At 64.4% G+C, this 21,033-nt stretch carries 10 protein-coding genes and 2 pseudogenes; 7 read left to right on the top strand and 5 right to left on the bottom strand.

The features are described 5' to 3' along the window. The 6 genes and pseudogenes from LU671_RS28470 to LU671_RS28445 all read left to right on the top strand — a co-directional run. On the top strand, window positions 1–597 hold a 597-nt coding region (locus LU671_RS28470), incomplete at its 5' end, for a ShlB/FhaC/HecB family hemolysin secretion/activation protein (protein ID WP_232857753.1). A 23-nt stretch (window positions 598–620) separates the two neighbouring features. Beyond that, complete coding sequence (locus LU671_RS28465) at window positions 621–14,495, top strand: two-partner secretion domain-containing protein (protein ID WP_232857752.1); 13,875 nt, start codon at window positions 621–623, stop codon at window positions 14,493–14,495. A gap of 413 nt (window positions 14,496–14,908) precedes the next feature. Continuing rightward, window positions 14,909–15,304 (top strand): barstar family protein, encoded by a 396-nt coding sequence (locus LU671_RS28460; RefSeq protein WP_232857751.1) that lies wholly within the window; start codon window positions 14,909–14,911, stop codon window positions 15,302–15,304. 204 nt (window positions 15,305–15,508) lie between these two features. After that, window positions 15,509–15,811, top strand: a complete 303-nt coding sequence (locus LU671_RS28455; protein WP_232857750.1) for a contact-dependent growth inhibition system immunity protein — start codon at window positions 15,509–15,511, stop codon at window positions 15,809–15,811. Window positions 15,812–15,917: 106 nt separating this feature from the next. Further along, window positions 15,918–16,196, top strand: coding sequence for a colicin immunity domain-containing protein (locus tag LU671_RS28450; protein ID WP_232857749.1), 279 nt, complete (start codon window positions 15,918–15,920; stop codon window positions 16,194–16,196). 64 nt (window positions 16,197–16,260) lie between these two features. Beyond that, a pseudogene (locus LU671_RS28445) lies at window positions 16,261–16,392 on the top strand (DUF3077 domain-containing protein); the annotation flags it as partial. A 21-nt stretch (window positions 16,393–16,413) separates the two neighbouring features. Here LU671_RS28445 and LU671_RS28440 read toward each other — a convergent pair. Together LU671_RS28440 and LU671_RS29505 are read right to left on the bottom strand one after the other, a co-directional pair. Beyond that, complete coding sequence (locus LU671_RS28440) at window positions 16,414–16,968, bottom strand: RNA 2'-phosphotransferase (RefSeq protein ID WP_232857748.1); 555 nt, start codon at window positions 16,966–16,968, stop codon at window positions 16,414–16,416. 284 nt (window positions 16,969–17,252) lie between these two features. Next, window positions 17,253–17,381, bottom strand: coding sequence for a hypothetical protein (locus tag LU671_RS29505; RefSeq protein ID WP_269806852.1), 129 nt, complete (start codon window positions 17,379–17,381; stop codon window positions 17,253–17,255). 248 nt (window positions 17,382–17,629) lie between these two features. Here LU671_RS29505 and ilvA point away from each other — a divergent pair, with 248 nt between their 5' ends. After that, window positions 17,630–19,192 (top strand): threonine ammonia-lyase, biosynthetic, encoded by a 1,563-nt coding sequence (gene ilvA / locus LU671_RS28435; protein ID WP_232857747.1) that lies wholly within the window; start codon window positions 17,630–17,632, stop codon window positions 19,190–19,192. Window positions 19,193–19,431: 239 nt separating this feature from the next. On the opposite strand, the gene LU671_RS28430 is transcribed toward ilvA, so the two are convergent. From LU671_RS28430 to LU671_RS28420, 3 genes and pseudogenes are all read right to left on the bottom strand, one after another. Continuing rightward, complete coding sequence (locus LU671_RS28430) at window positions 19,432–19,701, bottom strand: PAAR domain-containing protein (RefSeq protein ID WP_232857746.1); 270 nt, start codon at window positions 19,699–19,701, stop codon at window positions 19,432–19,434. Window positions 19,702–19,704: 3 nt separating this feature from the next. Continuing rightward, window positions 19,705–20,643 (bottom strand): hypothetical protein, encoded by a 939-nt coding sequence (locus tag LU671_RS28425; RefSeq protein ID WP_232857745.1) that lies wholly within the window; start codon window positions 20,641–20,643, stop codon window positions 19,705–19,707. Window positions 20,644–20,703: 60 nt separating this feature from the next. Next, a pseudogene (locus tag LU671_RS28420) lies at window positions 20,704–21,033 on the bottom strand (hypothetical protein); the annotation flags it as partial.

The following is a 21,033-nucleotide window of genomic DNA, read 5'->3' as shown; positions in this document are numbered from 1 at the left end:
ATCAACCATGGCCGGCGCCTGGGCAATGCCTTCGTCAACCTCGACCTGGGCACCCAGGAGGGCATCGGCGCCTTCGATGCCCAGGACAATGGCCATCCACGCCCGGGCCAGCCGGTGGCGCGCTACCGCAAGTACAGCGCCACGCTCAGCTATGTGCAGGGTTTCCAGCTCTTCGGCGAGCGCCTGAGCTTCAGCAGCCTGGCCACCGGCCAGCGCAGCGAGGACGTGCTGTTCAGCCCGCAGCGCATCAGCCTTGGCGGGCTGTCGTCGGTGCGCGGGCTGAAGGACCAGTCGTTGTCCGGCGACAGCGGTGGCTACTGGCGCAACGACCTGCGCTGGACCCGCCCGGTGAACTGGCCGCTGCTGCAGCCGCTGGTGGCCGAGTACGGTCTGGGCCTGGGCTACGACCTCGGTGTGATCCGCAACGATCGCTACAACGGCGAGTACCACGGCCGTGCCAGCAGCCATTCGCTGGAGTTGTTCGCCCGTGGCCAGCACATGGCCGCCAGCGTGACCTTCGCCCACAGCCTGGAACGCCCCGACGTGCTGACCGACAAGGAACGCCCGGTGTATTTCCGCCTGGATTTCTTCATCTGACCGCCTGATTCACGAGACCTGACATGGACGTTCGCCTGTTTGCCTTCCTGGCCCGCCAACGCTCGGCCGAAATTCAGCCCCGTGAGCGCTTTTGCGGGCTGCCCAAGCGTGGCCTGGCCTTCCTGCTGGCCAACGCCATGTTCTGGCAGCCGCTGTGGGCGCAGGCAGCCGAAGGCGTGGTGGTCAGCGGACCAGGCACCAGCCTCGGCCAGGCGGGCAACGGCGTGCCGATCATCAACATCGCCGCGCCCAACGGCAGCGGGCTGTCGCACAACCAGTTCAGTGACTACAACGTCGGCCAGCAGGGGCTGATCCTCAACAACGCCACCGAGCGCACCCAGGCCACCCAGCTGGGCGGGATCATCGTCGGCAACCCGAACCTGCAAGGGGCGGCGGCCAATGTCATCCTCAACGAAGTCAACGGCGCCAACGCCAGCCAGCTGCGCGGCTATACCGAAGTGGCCGGGCATGCGGCCAAGGTCATCGTCGCCAACCCTCACGGCATCACCTGTGATGGCTGTGGCTTCATCAACACGCCACAGGTGACCCTGAGCACCGGCAAGCCGGTGCTCGACGGCCGTGGCGCGATCAGTGGCTATCAGGTGGATGGCGGCAGCGTGGCCCTGGAAGGGGCGGGGTTGAATGCCGACAACGTCGAACGCTTCGACATCATTACCCGCTCGGCACGCCTGAACGCGCAGTTGCGCGCCCGTGAACTGAACGTCATCACCGGGCGCAACGATGTCGACGCCCAGACCCTGGCCACGACACCGCGCGCTGGCAACGCGGCCGATGCGCCGGCCCTGGCCATCGACTCCAGCGCCCTGGGTGGCATGTACGCCGGCGCCATTCGCCTGGTAGGTACCGAGGCGGGCGTCGGTGTGCGCCTGGCCGGGGACGTGGCGGCCAGTGGCGGCGATATCCGCCTGGACGCCAATGGTCAGCTGAGCCTGGCCCAGGCCAGCGCCAGCGGCGCGGTCAAGCTGCAGGCCGCCGGCGTCGACCTGCAAGGGCCGGTGCATGGCGTCAGCCAGGTCGAGGTGCGCAGCAGTGCCGACCTGGCATCGCGCCAGGTTATTACCGCCGGTAACCAGATCAACCTGCAAGCCACCGGTATCTTGACCAACCTCGGCGTGATCGAGGCCGGCGTGAGCGCCGATGGCAGCCGCAACGCCCAGGGTGACGTGAGCATCGCCAGCGGGCAGTTGCTCAACAGTGGCAAGAGCATTGTCGCCAGCCGCGACCTGGACCTCGCGGTACAAGGGCAGCTGGATAACCGCAGCGGTACCCTCAGTGCCGGGCAGGACAGCCGGATCACCAGCACCGCCCTGGACAACAGCGCCCAGAGCAGGGTGCTGGCGGGGCGCGACCAGACCGTGCAGGCGACACAGACCCTGGGCAACCAGAACGGCCTGATCAGCGCCGGGCAGGCCCAACGCGTCACCGCGCAGACCCTGGACAACCGCGGCGGCGAGCTGTCGGCGCAGCGCAACACGCTGGGCGCCAACCAGCTGGACAACCAAAGCGGCCGGCTGAGCGCCGGGCAGGCATTGGACATCACCGTCGCCGGGCGCCTGGACAACCGCGCCGGCGCCCTGGCCGCCGGGCAGGACCTGCAACTGCAGGCCGCCAGCGTCGACAACCGCAATGCCGGGCGCATCGCCAGCGATGGCCAGGCCACGGCGCGCGTTGGCCAGCTCGACCAGCGTGGCGCAGGCCAGCTGCACGGCGCCAAGGCGCTGACCCTGGACATGGCCGACGGCCACCTGGACAACAGCGACGGCGGCCTGCTCACCACCCCGGGCCAACTGACCCTGCAACGCCTGGGGACCGTCGACAACCGCGGCGGCGAGATCTCCGCCGGCCAGGCCTATGCGCTGGTGGCGCGGCAACTGGACAACAGCGCCGGCAAGCTGCTCGGCGGCAACGACCTGCGGGTGCAGATTGCCGGGCAACTGGCCAACACCGCCGGCCTGATCGCTGGCCACCAGTTGACCCTGAGCGCCGCGACCCTGCTCAGCCAGGACGGCACCGTGCAGGCGCGCGGCGGCCTGCAACTGACAGTCGCCGGCCAGCTGGACAACAGCCGTGGCCGGTTGCTGGCCGAGCAGGCCTTCGTGCTACAGGCCGGCAGCCTGGTCAACCTGGAGGGGCAGATCGCCGGCAACGGCAGCCTGCTGCTGACCAGCACCGGGTTGGACAATCGCCAGGGGCGCATCAGTGCCGCCCAGGGCCTGACCCTGGACCTCTCCCGTGGCCACTGGAACAACGAAGGCGGCACGCTGCAGAGCCCGGGCGCCTTGCTGCTGCGCAACCTGGCCACGGTTGGCAACCGCCGGGGTGAGGTCTCCAGCCAGCAGGGCTTCAGCCTGACTGCCGACAGCCTCGACAACCAGGACGGCAAGCTGCTCTCCGAGCAGGTGCTTATCCTGCGTATCGCCCAGGCCCTGGACAACGCCCGTGGGCGCATTGCCGCGCAGGCGCTGGATGTTCATGCAAGCCGTCTGGACAACACTGCCGCAGAACTGGTCAGCAATGCCGGACTGACCGCGCGCATCGACGCCGAACTGCTCAATCGCGCAGGGCTGATCAGCGCCGGTGGCGCGCTCTCGCTCGGCGGCGCGGGCCTGGACAACCACACTGGCAAGCTCCTGGCTACAGGCGATATCGACCTCGAGCTGCAGGCGCTGGACAACCGGGCCGGGCAGATCAAGGGCGCCGGGCGCCTGGTGTTCACGGGCCAGCGCCTGGATAACGGCGATGCCGGCCTGCTCGAAAGCACAGGGGCCGTGACAATCACCAGCGAGGTGCTTGTCAACCGCCAGGCTGGTCAACTGCGCAGCGGTGACCTTCTGGTGTTGAAGGCAAAAGAGCTGGACAACAGCCAGGGCGGCCGGATCGCCAGCCACAAGGGGCTGCTGGCCGAACTGGGGCGCCTGGACCAGCAGGCGGGCGGGCAACTGGTCAGCGATGGCGACCTGACGCTCGACCTGTCGCTCGGCGCATTGGACAACCGCGGCGGCCTGATCCATACCCCTGGGCAGTTGGTGCTTCGGCAACTGGCCGGCGTCGACAACCGTGGCGGCGAGATATCCAGCGCCAGGGGATTCACCCTGGCCGCCCACAGCCTCGACAATGGCAACGGCACGCTGCACAGCGACCAGGCGCTGAAGGTGCTGGTGGAGCACGCCCTGGCCAACGCCCATGGCCTGGTCTCGGCGACCAGCCTGGAGCTGCGTGCCGCCAGCCTGGCCAACCATGGCGGGACCCTGGGTGCCGAGCAGGACCTGGCCCTGGACGTCGCCGGCGCCGTGGACAACGGCGAGGGCGAAGTATCCAGCGGTGGCCTGACCCAGGTGCGTGCCGCGTCCCTGGATAACCGAGGGGGTGAGATCCTCGGCGATGTGGCTACCCACGTGAACATCACCGGGGCCCTGGACAACCGTGCCGGGGTCCTCAGCACCGGCCAGGACCTGCGGGTCGAGGCCGGCAGCCTGGACAACAGCGGCCGTGGCAGCCTGACCAGCGATGGCGCGTTACGGGTCGGCACGGGCGCCTTGCTGAACAACGGCGAGGGTGGGCAGATCCGTGCCAAGGGGTTGATCGACCTGGCGTTCGGGCGCCTGGACAACCACACCGGCCTGGTCAGCGGCGCCGATCTGCTGACGTTGCGCGGCACCAGTGTCGATAACCAGCAGGGTACCCTGCATGCCGACCGCCAGCTGCAATCGACCGTCGACAGCCTCGACAACCGCAAGGGCCTGTTGCGTGGCAAGGAGGGCCTGGCGTTCGCCGGTCGCTACCTGGACAACCGCGAGGGCCTGCTCACCGCCGGTGCGTTGCTGCGCCTGGACGCGGCCGAGGTGGACAATGGCAAGGGCCGCATGGCCGGCCGCGGCGAGGTGAGCGCGGATATCCGCCAGTTGCGTCAGCAAGGCGGCGAATTCGTCGCCGAAGGGCGCCTGACCCTGCGCGGTGATGCGCTCGACAACAGCGGTGGGGGGCTGGTCTCCGGCAACGCGGGGCTCGACCTGCAGGTTGCCAGCAGCGACAACCGTGGCGGCCGGCTGGCCAGCCTGGCGCGGGTCGACATCGCGGGCGAACGGCTGGACAACAGCGAAGGCGGCAAGGTGCTGGCGGGCACGCACCTGGCGCTGGTGCTGGACCGCTTGATCAACCAGAGCAAGGGTTTGCTGTTCGGTCAGCAGGTCGAGTTGCGCATGGCACAGCTGGATAACCGGGGCGGGACTGTCGGCGCGGGCCAGCATCTGCAGCTTGGCCAGTCCGCCAGTGGCCAGGGTCCGAGTGCGGCGCTGCTCGACAACCGCACGGGGCGGCTGTACAGCGATGGCAGCCTGAACCTCGATGGCGCGTCCCTGCTCAACCAGCAAGGTACGCTTTCGGCCAAGGGCGACCTGCGCGCCACCGTCGCGCAGGGGCTGCACAACCAGGGCGGCCGCATCGAGACTGACGCCAGCCTGGTGCTGGCCAGTGCCAGCGTCGACAACGGCAACGGCGGTCGACTCACCGCTGAAGCCAACCTGAACCTCGACACCGGCACCCTGGACAATGGCCAGGCGGGTGTCGTACGCAGCGGCGAGCGTCTGCAGCTCACGGCTGGGCAGGTCGGCAACCAGGCCACCGGCAGCATTTCCGCGCGCACCTTCACAGCCAGTATCAGCGGCCTCGACCAGCAGGGCGGGGAGCTGTTCAGCCTGCAGGGGCTGGAGCTGAACCTGAACCACGGCCGATTGGACAACAGCGGCGGCCTGATTCGCGGGCCCGGCTCGCTGGTGCTGCGCAACCTCGGCGAGGTGGTCAACCAGCGTGGCGAGATTTCCAGCCTGCAGGCCTACACGTTGCTTGCCGACAGCCTGGACAACACCGACGGCAAACTGCTGGGCGGCGAGCGCCTGACCGTGCGCATCGCCCGCCAGCTCGACAACCTGCGCGGCCAGGTCAGTGCCCGAGGGCTTGAGCTCAGTGCCGCCGGCTTGAACAACCACGGCGGATTGCTGGGCAGTCTTGGCGGTTTGCAGCTTCAGGTCGGCGCAGCGTTGGATAACCAAGGTGGCACCGTGCAGGCCGATGGCGATCTCGGCCTGGGCGCCGCCACCGTGCTCAATGCCGAGGGCAAGCTGTCGGCCAAGGGTGACTTGCAGGCACGCCTGGGGGCGCTGGACAACCGGCAAGGCAAGGTCCAGGCCGAGGGGGCGCTGGCCTTGGACGCCGACCAGGTCGACAACCGCGCGGCGGGGCTGCTGGGGGCCACGGGTGCCCTGGTACTCAAGGCCGCCACCCTGGACAACCGCGGCGGCGAGATCAACGGCAAGGGCAGCGTCACGCTTATCGGGCAGCGCCTGGACAACAGCGCCGCGGGCCTGCTGCTGGCCAAGGGCCTGTTGACGCTCGAACAGCGGGTGACCCTCAACCAGAAAGGCCTGATCGGCGCCGGCAGTGTCCACCTGCGTGGCGCCAGCCTGGACAACCGCGGCGGCGAGTTGCGTGGTGACACCGGCCAGGACCTGGAGGTCGAGGGCGACCTGCTCAACGACCAGGGACGCATCACCAGCGAAGGTGGGCTGCGCCTGGTCGGCGCCCTGCTGGGTAACAACGCTGGCCTGCTGTCCAGCGCCGGCGACTTGTGGCTCGAAAGCCAGGGGGCGGTAGCCAACCGTGGCGGCCAGGTGATTGCCAACGGGCGTCTCGACCTGGCCGGCGCCAGCCTCGACAACCGGGCCGGCACGGTCAGTGCCAAGGATGCGCTGCGCATCACCACCGGCAATCTCGACAACCAGGAGGGCGGGCGCCTGACCAGTGGCGCCAGCCTGAATCTCGACGCGGCCCGAGTGGACAACAGCGGCGGCCGCATCACCAGCCAGCAGGCCCTGGTCGCCAACGTCACCAGCCTGCGTCAGCAGGGCGGCACCCTGTACAGCGCGCAGCGCATCGAACTGGACCTCGACCACGGCGAGCTGGATAACCAGCAGGGGTTGATCAACACGCCGGGTCAGTTACTGCTCAAACGCCTGGCGCGTGTCGACAACCGGGGCGGTGAAATCTCCAGCGCCAGCGCCTTCAGCCTGGCGGCGACCGAGTTGGACAACGGCAACGGCAAGCTGCTCGGCCAGCAGGGCCTGAGCCTGGTGGTGGAGCGCGCCTTGCTCAACCTCAAGGGGCAGATCGCCGCCGCAGGCGTGGCGCTCAAGGCGGCGAGCCTGGCCAATGCCGGCGGCCACATCAACAGCCGGGGGGGCCTGCGCCTGGACGTCGCCGGCCTGCTCGGCAACCAGGCCGGCGGCCTGGTGAACGCCCGCCAGCTGCTCGAGCTGAACGCCGCCAACCTGGACAACGAGGGCGGCCAGGTGCTGACCGAGCAACGCCTGACACTGCAGGCCGGCCAGGTCGACAACAGCGCCAAGGGCCTGATCAGCAGCAAGGACAGCCTGGTGTTGACTACCGGCCAGTTGCGCAACGATGCCGGCGAGATTTCCGCCAAGGGCGCGCTACAGGTGCAGGTCACCCGCCTCAGCCAGCAAGGTGGGCGCCTGTTGAGCGAGGGCAGCCTGGCCTTGCTGTTCGAGGGCCTGGCCGGTGATCTCGACAACCGTGCGGGGCTGATTTATGGCAAAGGCCCGTTGACCCTGGCCAACCTGCGCGACCTCGACAATCGCCAGGGCGAAATTTCCAGCGCCCAGGGCTTCAGCCTGGGCGCGCGCACCCTCGACAACGGCGCCGGGCGGCTGATCAGTACCGGGCGCCTGACGCTGGACGCCGACCGGCTGCTCAACCAGGGCGGCCTGGTGTCCGGCAGCCAAGGCCTGGAGCTGACCGCCAGCAGCCTGGACAATCGCAACGGCGGCACGCTCTCCAGCCGGGAGGGCGACCTGACGATCACCCTCGGCGCAGCGCTGGACAACAGCCGGGGCGGCGCACTGGTCAGCCAGGGCATGCTCCGGGTCAAGGCGGCCAGCCTCGACAACCGTGGCGGGTTCCTGGCCAGCGCCGCGGCGCAGCACCTGGACCTTGGAAACGGCACCCTGGACAACCGCCAGGGCGGTCGGATCGACAGCGGGGCGGCGTTCAGCCTGCGCGCCGCCGGCCTGGACAACTCAGGTGGCACGTTGGTCGGGCTGGACACCCTGACCCTGGACCTCGCCGGCCAGCTGAGCAACGTCCAGGGCAAGCTGCTTAGCGGCGCGGGCTTGCAGGTGAGGGGCACCGCCGTAGTGCTCAACCAGGGAGGACAACTGGTCAGCCAGGCCGGCCTGCGCCTGGCAGGGGCCAGCCTCGACAATAGTGACAAGGGCACGCTGGCCGCCAATGGCAACGTCCAGCTGGACCTCTCGGGCGCCATGCTCAACGACCGTGACGGCCTGATCCACGCCGATGACGGCAGCCTCGTGGTGCACGCCGCACGTGTGAGCAACCAAGCCGGCGCCGCCCAGGCCAGGAGCGCCGTCACCCTCACCAGCCTCGGCGCGCTGGACAACCAGGGCGGCAAGCTGATCGCGCAGGGCGGCAACCTGCTGCTCGAGGCTGACAGCGTCGACAACCGTGGCGGAGTGCTCGCCAGCCTGCAAGGATTGCTCGATGCCAAGGTCGGTGGCCTGCTGGGCAATGCCCAGAACGGTATCATCCAGGCGCGCCAGCTCAAGCTGATCGCCCTCGGCGGGCTGGACAACAGCAGTGGCCGCCTGGCCGCCCAGGCCGGCGCCCTGGACGTACGCACCGCCAACCTGAACAACCGCGGTGGCGGCCTGTTTGCCCTGGGGCAACTGGGCATCGACGCCATCGACCTGGACAACGGCGGCAATGGCCAGATCGCCGGCCAGTCCGTGGAGTTCGGGTTGCGTGGCAGCCTCCTCAACACGGGCGGCATCATCGAGAGCGATAGCCGCCTGGGCCTGAGCGCAGCCGGCCTGAACAACCAGGGCGGCCAGCTGCGTACCCTGGGCAGTGCCGGCGGCACGCGCCTGCAGTTGACGGGGGCGCTGGACAACCGTGGCGGCGTGCTGGAAATCGCCAACCAGGACCTGAGCCTGCAGTCGGCGGGCTTCCTCAATGCCGGGGGGCGCCTGGTGCATGGTGGGGCCGGCACGTTCGATATCGGCCTGGCCAACCTCGGCGGGGCCGGCGGCGAAATCGTCACCCTTGGCGGCCTGACCCTGAACGCCGCGAGCTGGACCAACAGCAGCGTGATCCAGGCGGCGCGCCTGACGGTCAATGTCGGTGAGCTGGTGCAGACCGGCAGCGGTCAGTTGCTGGCAAGCGAAAGCCTGGTGGGCACGGGCACCAACTGGAGCAACGATGGCCTGATCGCCAGCAACGGCAGCCTGGCGCTGGCGTTGTCTGGCCGTTACGCCGCGGGCGGTCGCGCGACCAGCCTGGGGGCCCTGTCGCTGGATGCGGGCAGCATCGACCTGGCCAGCAGCGGCACGCTCGCCGGCGCCGGGAATGTGACCCTGGGCGGCGCGGGCAGCCTTGCGGCACTGGGCAACCTGGGCCGCGTCACGGCCGGGCAGATGCTGAAGATCAACGCCGGGCAGTTGCTCAACAGCGGCACGCTGGCAGGCTCGGGGGGCCTGCAGCTGACTGCCAGCGGCATCACCAACCAGGGCGGTGGGCTGATCTTCTCGGGCGCTGCCATGCAGGTGGCCACGGACAGCTTGAACAACACCCTGGCGGACCTGTACGGCATCGGCGACATCGCCATCGGCGGCCTGCTGCCGGGCAGCCGGGCGACGCTGATCCGCAACCTGTCGGGGCAGATGCAGAGCCTGGGCAACTTCAGCCTGAATGCGGCGCAGGTGGTCAACGAGCGCAACAACTTCAACGTGAACCGTGAGGTCATTTCCTCGGCGCTGGGGATTCGTTGCTACAGCTGCACGTCGCCAAGGCTGGGCATCACCAGGTCCGATCCTTCCCATTACGTCCTGGTCGAGCAAATTCGCACATCTGCGCCTACAGGTGCCGATGCCGTGGCGGCCAGCATTACCTCGGGGAAGGATCTGCATATCAGTGGCAGTCGGTTCACCAACAGCAACTCGCAGGTGGCGGCCAGCGGCAACATCAGCATCGTGGTCGATACCTTCGAGAACCAAGGTAGCGCAGTCGGGAACTTCACCAGCTTCAAGTACCTGGATGCGTCGGTCAATACGGTCGAAATGTATGCGTACAACCGGTACAACGATGCCCAGTACGCCTACGACTTCTGGTTCCTGAATGCCGATGGCCAGGCTTCGCGGCTGCTGCCTCACAGCTTCAGGTGCTGTGGGCCACCCCGCGAGCAGTCCAACTGGCTCAACTTCGGCTCGGTTGCCGTGCAGTCGTGGAGGGGCAGCGATTACTACAACAGGAACTACCGTGCCCCTTCGCTGTACGCTCAGGGTGTTCGTGCCGAAGCGCCCGCTGCGGTCAAGGGTGCCAACGTCTTTGGCGAAAAGATCATTGCTGGGGATGCCCAGACCTACCTGCCGGCAATCATCCAGGCCGGTGGCAATGTCTCGATCACAGCCGCCACGCGGTTGAGCAACGGAGTCGAGCAAGCCTGGAACGCGCCGGGCGCCAACGCCGGGCGCACGCTGGACACGCGCACGGCCGCCACCTTCACCCGCACGGTGGTGGCGCCGAACCGGCAATTGCCGCCTGACCTGGCCCAGCGCCAGGTCAACCCGCTGGATCTGCCCGGCTTCAGCCTGCCCACCAGCGGCAATGGCCTGTTCCGCCTGAGCAGCCAGGCCGCCAGCCAGGCCAGCGTGTCGGTGGCTAATCCGGCCCCCGCCAGCTGGACGCTGGGCGGCGCCAGCATCGACCTGCAACAGCGCCAGCAACCGCTGCCGCAGATGCAGGGGCGCGCTGTCGATATCGCGGCGCTGGCGCCGAGTAGTGCCAGCGAGCGTCAACTGGGCGAGCGCCAGCGCCAGGGCATCGACCTGGATACGCGGATCGACACCGTCAGGGTCGAGGCGATCGCGGCGGGGCAGGGGCCGCAGGCGCTGCCAGGCCGCAGCGAACTGGGCGCAGGCCACCAGGCCACCCCTGTACAAGTGGAGGCGCCGCGCCTGGCCAGCGGATCGGGCGGTGGCGCCACGATCACGCAACCGGCTCCGGTACTGCCGACGGTCGCGGCCGTCAGCCCGAGCGTGGCCGCCGGCGTTTCCAGCCGGGCCAGCGCGATCAACCCGCTGAGCATCCCCCGTGTGCAGGGCGTACCCGCCGCCACGACCGGCGCCCAGCCGCACAAGTACCTGATCGAAACCGACCCGGTGCTGACCAACCTCAAGCAGTTCATGAGTTCGGATTACCTGCTCGGCAACCTCGGCTACGACCCGGACAAGAGCTGGAAACGCCTGGGCGACGGTTTCTACGAGCAGCGCCTGATCCAGCAGGCGGTCACGGCCCGCACCGGCAAGCGCTACATCGACGGGCAGACCTCCGACGAGGCGCTGTATCGCCACCTGATGGACAACGCGCTGGCCAGCAAGCAGCAATTGAGCCTGTCCGTCGGGGTCAGCCTGACGGCGGCGCAGGTGGCGGCACTGACCCAGGACATCGTCTGGCTCGAAGAGCACCAGGTGATGGGTGAGAAAGTGCTGGTGCCGGTGTTGTACCTGGCCAACGCCAATGACCGGCTGGGACCCAACGGCGCCCTGATCGAAGGCCGGGACGTGACCCTGATCGCCGGCACCGACCTGATCAACCCCGGTACCGTGCGTGCCAGCAACAACCTGTCGGCCAGCGCGGGCGAGAACCTGGTCAACACCGGGCTGATCGAAGCCGGTGGGCGGGTCGACCTGCTGGCGGGCAACACCCTGTACAACGGTGCTGGCGGCATCATCAAAGGGCGTGACGTCAACCTCTCCACCTTGCTGGGCGACGTGGTCAACGAGCGCACCCAGTCGCAGGCGCAGGGCCGCTACACCACCTGGGCGACCCTGGACAGCGCCGCGCGCATCGAGGCGAGCAACGACCTGTCGATGTCCACCGGCCGCGACATGGTCAACGTCGGCGGTGTGCTGCAGGCCGGCCGCGACCTGGAGATCCGCACGGGCCGTGACCTGCTGATCGGCTCGGCCGAGCAGAGCACCCAGTACCGCAACGGGCGCCAGAGCAGCGAGAGCATCACCCAGTTCGGCTCGCAGGTTACCGCGGGCCGCGACCTGGGCATGTTCGCCGGCCACGACTTCACCGCCGTCGGCAGCGAACTGGAGGCCAAGCGCAACATCACCGTCGATGCCCTCAACGACCTGACCCTGGCCTCCGCGGCCAACGAGGAGCACTTCTACGCCAAGAGCAAAAAAGTCACGCGCCAGGAGGACCATGTCCGCCAGGTGACGACCGACCTCAAGGCCGGCGGCGATGTCTCGCTCACGGCAGGCGAGGACCTCAAGCTTATCTCCAGCCGCGTCAGCGCGGGCGACGAGGCCTTCCTCTACGCCGGTGACCAGCTCGAACTGCTGGCCGAGACCGACAGCGATTACTCGCTGTACCAGAAAAAGAGCAAAGGCAGCTTCGGCAGCAAGAAGACCAGGCGCGATGAAGTCACCGACGTGCGTCATGTCGGCAGCGAGATCACCAGTGGTGGCGACCTGACCCTCGTCAGTGATGGCGACCAACGCTACCAGGTGGCCAAGCTCACCAGCGGCGCCGACCTGACCCTGGAAAGCGGGGGTGACATCACCTTCGAAGGGGTCAAGGACCTGCATCAGGAGAGTCACGAGAAGAGCAAGTCAGACGCTGGCTGGTTCAGCATGAAGGGCAAGGGGCGCACCGACGAAACCTTGCGTCAGAGCGAACTGGTGGCCACGGGCGACGTCGCGATCTCTGCCGTGGGCAGCATTCGTGCCGATGTACGTCAGGTCAATCAGCAGACGGTGCGCGAGTCCATTGATGCAATGGTCAACGCCGATCCCAAGCTGGCTTGGCTGAAGGAGCTGGAGGCGCAAGGCGGCGTCGATTGGCGCCAGGTCCAGGAGGTGCACACAAGCTTCAAATACGCCAACTCTGGCCTTGGTCCGGCAGCGCAGATGGTGATCGCCATCCTGATGACGGTGATGCTCGGACCTGCGGGTGCGGGCTTGTCCGGTATGCAGTTGGCCGGTGCTGCGAGCCTGGCCACTACCGGTGCGGTCGGCACGATCAACAACAAGGGAGACCTTGGCGCAGGCCTGAAGGCTGTCGCCAGCAAGGACGGCCTGACCAACGCCGCGATCGCCACGATCACGGCGGGCATAGCCGATCATTACCTTGGCGACATGACCATGACCAAGCAGGTCAATGGCAAGACGGTTGTCGACCTCGGCTCGATGGAGGCCATTGGTCACTTTGCCGGACAGCAACTGATCAACAACACATCGGCCGCCTTGGTCGCCAAGGCCTTCGGACGCGATGTCACGCTCGCGGGCATACTCCAGTCGACGATCTACAACTCCTTGGCGGCGGTGTCCTTCGATCAGGTTGGCAACCTCAACCTCAAGACCGGCAGCCCGGAGAAGATCGCCCTGCATGCCCTGGTCGGCGGCTTTATCGCCGAAGCGTCGGGCAGCGACTTCGCCGTCGGAGCCATGGCAGCGGGGGTAAACGAAGCGTTCGCCAATCAGTTGCGACGCATGGCGACGGCGATGAATCCGAAGCAGCGCGACTACCTGATGCTGATGTCTTCGCAGTTGCTGGGCGTGGTGGCGGCGGCAGCGGTTGATGGCGGCAATGCCGGCAGTCTTCAGGCCGGCAGTTGGGTGGCAGGCAATGCCACGCAATACAACAACCTCAGCCACAACGACATGCCGGACTTCGTGGACGACATGAACATCTGTGGTCTTGACGAGGGGTGCCAGAAAAAGCTGTGGGTCGCCAACGAGCACAAGCTCAAGAGCGAGGAGAACTTCGAGTGGGCCAAGGAAACCGGAGGCGTGGTCCGCGCCCGGGACCTGATGGGGCAGATCGCCTCCGGCTTGGCGGACCTGGAGAAACTCAACTGCCTGACGCCGACCTGTACTGAGTTCAAGGAGCTGTTGACCGAACGCGCGGTACTGAGCCTCGAAAAACTGGCGGATGTCTCCGGGCAATGGGCGCCGATGCTCAACATGATTGCCATGTTGCCTATCGGGCAACGCATCAATGGACTGCGTCCGCCAGGTGTTTCGGGGGGCGTGCTGGATTCTCCGAGGGTTCAGGCGGCGATCGAGCGCATGGTTCAAACCAAGGCTGGTCGTGTCGGAGGGGGGGAGATAAAGCCTGCAACCGGGACAGCTGCTTTGCCGGCAGGCTATCGTGAGGGGGCGTCAGCAGGTGCGGGCTTTGCTCATACAGCGGGATTACCAGAAGGATATCGGCGCGTCATCAACACCAAGACAGGCAATGTCGAGGTCCTGGCTACTGATGGCAAGCTGTACCTTGAAACTGAAGCTGGTTTGAAGCCGAAGGCCGGAGGAAATCTTGCAGGTTTGGTTGACGCTGAGAAGCGGATTGAAGGTACCGCAGGAGCTGGAACCGTTCCGAATCTTACTGAGCGAGGTACACTGGTTAACCTGCGCCCCAAGGATGTTGCTATCGCACAGCGACCGGTAAGGACACTTGTACAAGATGAGTCTGGTCGTTACTGGCTGCAGACTGAAAGCGGAAAACGGTTAACACCATCAGGTGCATACGATTTTGTGACTATGCCAGATGGAAGCGTCCGTGTTACCAGGCCAAATGCGAATCAGGACTTCTCAACCCATCTTGGTTTGAGTGGCGGAGGAGAGGTAAGGTATGCAGGTTCTATACGTTTTGGTAATAATGATGGGCCAGTTCGAGGGACAATAACCCAATGGACTAACAATTCTGGCCATTATCAGCCTCCTGCTACGTTGAGTGGGAACTCGGGTTTGCCGCAGGATTTGTTTAAGCCAAGGTAGGTGGTATTATGAATGAACAGCATAAGCAGCTGTGTCAACACCTTGCAGCACTGAGCTCAGAGCAGGCTGCTGAATGGCTAATGAGGACCTATCCGTTAGAATCCATGGAATACGGTGAGGCGCTGTTGTTGATTCCTCACCGCTCTTGGAAACGATCCGATCAAAGGCGATTGGCTAGCTACTATTTTAAGAGGATACCGTTTTCCAGTGCGAGAGGGTACGAGGTGTTTTCCTCGTTTATGTCAGTAAAGACATTTATTGAGTGTGTCAGGGACAACCTTCCAGCAAGCACTTCTGATAGGAAGTTGCTGCTCTACTATCTGACTCCTGTTCTGGATAAGGCCGCAAAAAATGAATCTGACCGACTGTTGGTAAGAGGCTTTTTGAGTGAGGTTGGCTATTGCGACTAAAAAATGAACTCAGATAAGCAAGCACCGTTTGTGTTCTTCGATAGTCATAGGGCCTACGATACAGTCGAAGCTTTCTATGTGCGTATAGAACCCGGAATAGCGTTGTCAGCCGAATTGCTGAGGGCGCTTTATTATGGACTTTGGTTTCCTGGATATTTTGGGTTTAACTGGAATGCGTTGTATGATTGTTTGACAGATCTTGAGTGGATTCCCTGTCGAAAAGTGATCATCGCTCATGAGGGGGTGCCTGCTTTACCGGAAAGTGAGTTGAGGGTCTATTTAGAAGTTTTGCGAGATGCAACTCTTAATTGGGGGGAGGGGCGCGAACATAAGCTTGAAATTTTGTTCAGGGAAGTCGATAGGGGCATGATAGAGCGATTCTTGAATTCCGGTGTTTGAGTCGCAACGGAGAAAAGGAGAAGGGGCAGGTTTGTTTGCTCTATTCTAATGTATGCTGTTGCATGATCAAGACGGCTGCGAAGTCTGGTGCTAAGAAAGTGCTGATGTAGTCGAGCGTTGGAAGCGGATGTGTCAAAAATGAGTGCAAGAAATAAAGCTGTCCTCTTTTTGGCCCGTCTTTCACCTCTTTGAGTTAAGGTGTTTATGAAGCTCCCCATGCTCTCTCACTTGCTGGGCTGTTACTTTCATCAGGACTGGCCAGAAGAATATTTCGACAGCGCTGAAGCGTTGCGCAATATGCTTGTGGGTGAACCAAGGGAAATGCATATAGCCGGCGTGCGAGAGATTGATGAGGTGCTGGGCTTCAATTTCTCTGAGGAAGCGCTTGAACATCTCGTGGTACAGGAGATAGGTTGCTTCTTTGCGCCAGATTCAGAGGGTCTGGATTATTCTGGTTGGTTGCACATGGTACGGGAGGTGCTGGCTGATGGGCACCCACAGTGCTGAGGACGGGAAGTTGGGGCGCAGCACGCCCGCTTTCACAGCGGTAATCCTGCCTTGCGAAACGGTGATGGATTAAGTCTGTCGAACCCCTTTGTTTATGGTGATGAAGATGGATGAGGCAATATTGCCTTATATGGCCCTGATCAAGGGGTGTTTGGACGGAGAATATTCGATTGAGAAATTCTCCGAATTATATTTTGAGCGTTTCAAACGCGAGCAGTCCCCTCTTTTAGAGGAGGCCTATGGCGTGCTGGATAAGCTGTTCGGCGATCTTGATGCTTTTACGAAGAGTGAGCGTTTGCTTCAGAGCGATCCAGATTACTATCTTGGCGCAGAGCAAGTTCGCGATTGCATCTGGTGTGCATATGAAGCACTGAAGGGTTGTTGATGTTCATCTCGCCGGAGGACGAAGGGGCAAGGACAGGGCCAGGTTAACACTGGAAATTGCTGCGATGGACTATGTGCGTCACCTGACCTTGGTCAGGGTGATGGACGAAGACCCGCGGATGGTCTGGGCGGCGCATTACCTCAGTGCCTTGGCCAAGGCGCTGATGGATGATGCGGAGTTGGGGATGGCGCATTAGTCCCAGGCTTTGCACATTCTCCTACAGGGCTTGGCGTGACAGATGGGCCGGTGGCACCTGGTCTACCAGCCAGACACCGTTGTCGGCTTGATAGAACACCGTTCCTGCTGCGCACATGGCCTGGGTATCGACCGTGAGCAGCACCGCCTGACCATATCGCTTGCCCACCGCCAGCGCGGTCTGCGGGTCCTCGCTCAGGTGCACATGGTGGCGGCTGCCGGGGATCAGGCCCTGGGCTTCGATGGACGCCAGGAAGCGGCTGGCGGTGCCGTGGTAGAGCAGGGCGGGTGGCGTCTTGGCGACGTGGCGCACTTCGACCTGGGCGCTGCTGTGGCCCTGGGCGGCGCGGATGCGGCGGCCATCGTCGGAGAGGGTGAAACGGCGCTTGTCATTGGTCTCGACCACTTTGCGCAGGGCGTGCAGGTCGAAGGCATGGCCTTGCCGGCCGGCGCCGTGGATCAGCGCGTCGACATCGGCCCAACCGTCGCGGTTCAGGGACAGGTCGATGGATTCGGGGGCATGGCGCAGTACGTAGCTGAGGAATTTGCTGAGGGCGTCGCGTTGTTTCTGGTTCACTGGAAAGGTCCTTTTCCATGGCTTCTGGTCGTTTGGGTCGGTACATTCTCCGGGTTCGGGGTTGAGTTCTCAAGCGTGCAGATGGCCTGTGGGAGCGAACGCCCACAGGCACGTCGCTGATGCTAGTGTCCTGTCTCGGGAATACGTTCTCTTTTGGCGAGTGGCTTGGGTGTCCGGCCAAGGCGCCGCGACGAGTCATAGCAGGGCTATGGCGAGGAGTGGCAACGCCGGCCGGGCATCCAAGTCGCCGCCAAAAGTGAACAGCTTATTTCCGAGACAGGACACTAGCCCTGACGCAAGGCGTCGAGCAGCGTCTTCATCTGGTCGCGGCCTTGGGCATCCAGCCCGAACACCCGCCGCCGTGGCTCGCCCACCGGCAGCCCGGCCATCTCCAGGCCCGCCTTGATGATCACCCTCGCCAATAAATGCGCATACAAACACTCAAACCAACACGCTTGAGCCAAAGCTGAAGTCCTTGACTTGCGCCTGTCCCCCACGCTAGCTTCCCACCCCATGAACCTATTCCCGCAGCGTCGCGCCCTCAGCATTATTACCGCCATTATCAGTTTGGCGGGCTAGCGCACACATGCACTGAACCCGCCCTGGAGGCGGGTTTCTTCTCTCTGACTCCTGGGCACTACAAAAAAACCAGGAGTCATCGATGACCAGCCTCAGCGCCACCCTGCGTACCCCGGCAACGCCCCAGCAACTGCTGTCCGAGCAAGTGCGCCGGATTCTCTCGGCCCCGGTGTACGACCTGGCCATCGAAACCCCCTTGCAAGCGGCGCCGGTCCTGTCGGTCAGCCTGGGCAACCAGGTCCTGCTCAAGCGCGAAGACCTGCAACCGACGTTCTCCTTCAAGATCCGCGGCGCCTACACCCGGCTGTCGCGCCTGACTTGCGCCCAGCGCGAACGCGGCGTCATCACCGCGTCGGCCGGCAACCACGCCCAGGGCGTGGCCCTGGCCGGCTCGCACCTGGGCATCAAGACCACCATCGTCATGCCCACCACCACTCCCTCGCTCAAGGTCGAAGGCGTGCGTTCACGGGGGGGCCATGTGGTGCTGCACGGCGAAAGCTTCCCCCACGCCCTGGCCCATGCCCTGCAACTGGCCGATCGCGACGGGGCGACCTTCGTGCCGCCGTTCGACGACCCCGACGTCATCGCCGGGCAGGGCACCGTGGCCATGGAGATCCTTCGCCAACACCCCGGCCCGCTGCATGCGATCTTCGTCCCGGTCGGCGGCGGCGGCCTGATCGCCGGCATCGCCGCCTACGTCAAGTACCTGCGCCCCGAGGTCAAGGTGATCGGCGTCGAGCCGGAGGACTCCAACTGCCTGCAGGCCGCCATGGCCGCCGGCGAGCGGGTGATCCTGCCGCAGGTCGGCACCTTCGCCGACGGCGTGGCGGTGGCGCAGATCGGCGCGCACTGCTTCGAGCTGTGCCGCCACTTCGTCGACGAGGTGGTGACGGTCAGCAGCGACGAGTTGTGCGCGGCGATCAAGGACATCTACGACGACACCCGTTCGATCACCGAGCCTTCCGGCGCCCTGGCCGTGGCCGGCATCAAGCGCTACGTGGCCCGCGAGGGCCTGCAGGGCCAGGCCTTGGTGGCCATCGACTCCGGCGCCAACGTCAACTTCGACCGCCTGCGCCATGTCGCCGAGCGCGCCGAGCTGGGCGAGCAGCGCGAGGCGATCATCGCCGTGACCATCCCCGAGCGCCCCGGCAGCTTCCGCGCCTTCTGCCTGGCCCTGGGCAAGCGCCAGATCACCGAGTTCAACTACCGCTACTACCCGGGCAAGGAGGCGCGCCTGTTCGTCGGCGTGCAGACCCACCCCCAGCACGACCCACGGGAGCAACTGCTAACCAGCCTGCACGAGCAGGGCTACCAGGTGCTCGACCTGACCGACAATGAACTGGCCAAGCTGCACGTGCGCCACACCGTCGGCGGCCACGCGGCGCCGGGCGCCAGCGAGCGGGTACTGCGCTTCGAGTTCCCCGAGCGTCCGGGGGCGCTGCTGGGCTTCCTCGAGCGCCTGGGCAAGCGCTGGAACATCAGCCTGTTCCACTACCGCAACCATGGCGCGGCACAGGCGCGGGTGTTCGCCGGGCTGGAGGTGCCGGACGACGAACTGGCCGGGTTGCCACAGGCGCTGGACGAGATGGGCTATCAGTACTGGGACGAGACGGAGAATCCGGCGTACCGGCTGTTCATGGGGTAAACATGCCGCCACTGGCGGTGCCGGCGCTCTACAGCTTCCAGCGCTGCACACACCAGCGTGGGAGCGGGCTTGCCCCGCGATGGCGTCGGCACTGCCAGCCAACCTCCCCAGGTTGGCTTACGCTATGACGCCACTGGCGTTGCCGGCGCTCTACAGCTCCCAGTGCTGCACATACCAGCGTGGGAGCGGGCTTGCCCCGCGATGGCGTCGGCGCTGCCAGCCAACCTCCCCAGGTTGGCTTACGCTCTGGCATTACCCGGCCTACAGGAAGACAAAACGCTACAGCCACACGCCAGCTGTGCAGGTTCGAACACCATGGGGATGTCGTTGAACAGCACGGTGTTGTCAGCGCTGGATACCAGCGCGAACTCACCACCGTGCAGCGGGCAGGCTGCGCGATCGCCAAGCACACACTGCGGCACACCATCGATCAGTACACCGCGGCCCTCGATCATCCTACCGCCACCGCTGTGACGGTCACCCTTGCGAATCGCGCCGTGTCGGGCCATGGCTCAAGGCTCCTCGGTTGTTTGCATGACGGCTTGGTAAAGTCCTTCCGGCATGGCTTGTGGATCGTATTTGCAGACTGCAGCCATAAAGCGCTCCAGCAACTCGTCTTTTTCAAGCCGGGTGCCTGGCGGGCAGGTGAGCTTCGCGTATGGGGTTGTCATCAGTGGGTGATCAATGAAGGGATTGCTCAGGCCCAGTGATCGTCGCAGATTGAGGATGGCGAGAATCTCTGCAGGGTAGACGGCTTCGAAGGGAGAGCCGAATTCGAAGTTACCTGAATCAAGTTCGCGGGAGTTGAGGGCGATGCGCTCGACATGGGTGTCGCAGGCTGCCATCAGGATGGGTAGCAGTTTCTCTGGATCGGGCTCGCGCCAATGGGCGACTAGTTGACCCCAGGCCGGGTCACGGGGCAGGGCATGCTTGTCGAGGTCCAGTGGTTTGCCCAGCCAGTCGCCAATGATTGCTAGACCGAAGGCGGCGTAACGTAGCGTGGTTCCTAGAGGTAGGTTATGCCCGTCCTCAATTCCATACCCACCGTTAATGCCGGCGAATACTGCCCGGTGGAATGGCTCAATAATCGCAAATTGTCCCGTCGCAAGGGCACAAAACATAATATGTGTTACGTTGTCCAGATCGTCGATCCCTGTCGAATTAGAATTCAACAGGGTTCGAATAATCATGCTGTCAGCTATCAGTATTTTACGTATTCCGGCTGCTAGTTTATTAGTTTGTTCGAGATGTGACTGATCTGGTGCGGATTGTAGGCTGGCACCTATCTCATTCTTTCCAAGTAGGAATATTTCGTCGCAGGCAACCACCAAGCGCTCGTTCTTGTTTGTATAATATTCTATGGTGTCCAAATCGGCGATAAGACCACCACCTGCCCAGATCTTGATATTGGCTAGGCTTTTCGCGAGGCGTGTGCTGGGTGACTTTCTCATAGAGGATGTTCTCCGAGTGGCTGACCAGTGCTCCGTGGACGTATGGGATGATTGCTGGGGTCAACCTAATGACGGTTTCTGTAGTGCTGCTTCGTAGAGCCCCTCTGGCATGGCTTCCGGGTTGTACTTGCAGACAGCGATCAGAAAGCGTTCCAGCAACTCATCCCTATCAAGTCGGGTGCCCGGCGGGCAGGTGAGCGCCGCATAGGGGGTTGTCATTAATGGGTGATCGATGAAGGGATTGGCCAGCTTCAGTGATCGCCGCAGGTTCAGGATGGCGAGAATCTCTGCGGGGTAGACGGCCTCGAAGGGAGAGCCGAATTCGAAGTTACCTGAATCAAGTTCGCGGGAGTTGAGGGCGATGCGCTCGACATGGGTGTCGCAGGCTGC

The organism is Pseudomonas sp. NMI760_13, assembly GCF_021283245.1.
Lineage (GTDB): Bacteria > Pseudomonadota > Gammaproteobacteria > Pseudomonadales > Pseudomonadaceae > Aquipseudomonas > Aquipseudomonas peradeniyensis.
The sequence above is the reverse complement of the archived record's forward strand: the minus strand, read 5'-3'. Positions and strand labels throughout refer to the sequence as shown.

Bases quoted from the DNA above. Each gene is read 5' to 3' on its own strand.
- LU671_RS28465 (WP_232857752.1), top strand. From the start codon at position 621: ATGGACGTTCGCCTGTTTGCCTTCCTGGCCCGCCAACGCTCGGCCGAA.
- LU671_RS28460 (WP_232857751.1), top strand. From the start codon at position 14,909: ATGAACTCAGATAAGCAAGCACCGTTTGTGTTCTTCGATAGTCATAGG.
- LU671_RS28455 (WP_232857750.1), top strand. From the start codon at position 15,509: ATGAAGCTCCCCATGCTCTCTCACTTGCTGGGCTGTTACTTTCATCAG.
- LU671_RS28450 (WP_232857749.1), top strand. From the start codon at position 15,918: ATGGATGAGGCAATATTGCCTTATATGGCCCTGATCAAGGGGTGTTTG.
- ilvA (WP_232857747.1), top strand. From the start codon at position 17,630: ATGACCAGCCTCAGCGCCACCCTGCGTACCCCGGCAACGCCCCAGCAA.
- LU671_RS28430 (WP_232857746.1), bottom strand. From the start codon at position 19,701: ATGGCCCGACACGGCGCGATTCGCAAGGGTGACCGTCACAGCGGTGGC.
- LU671_RS28425 (WP_232857745.1), bottom strand. From the start codon at position 20,643: ATGAGAAAGTCACCCAGCACACGCCTCGCGAAAAGCCTAGCCAATATC.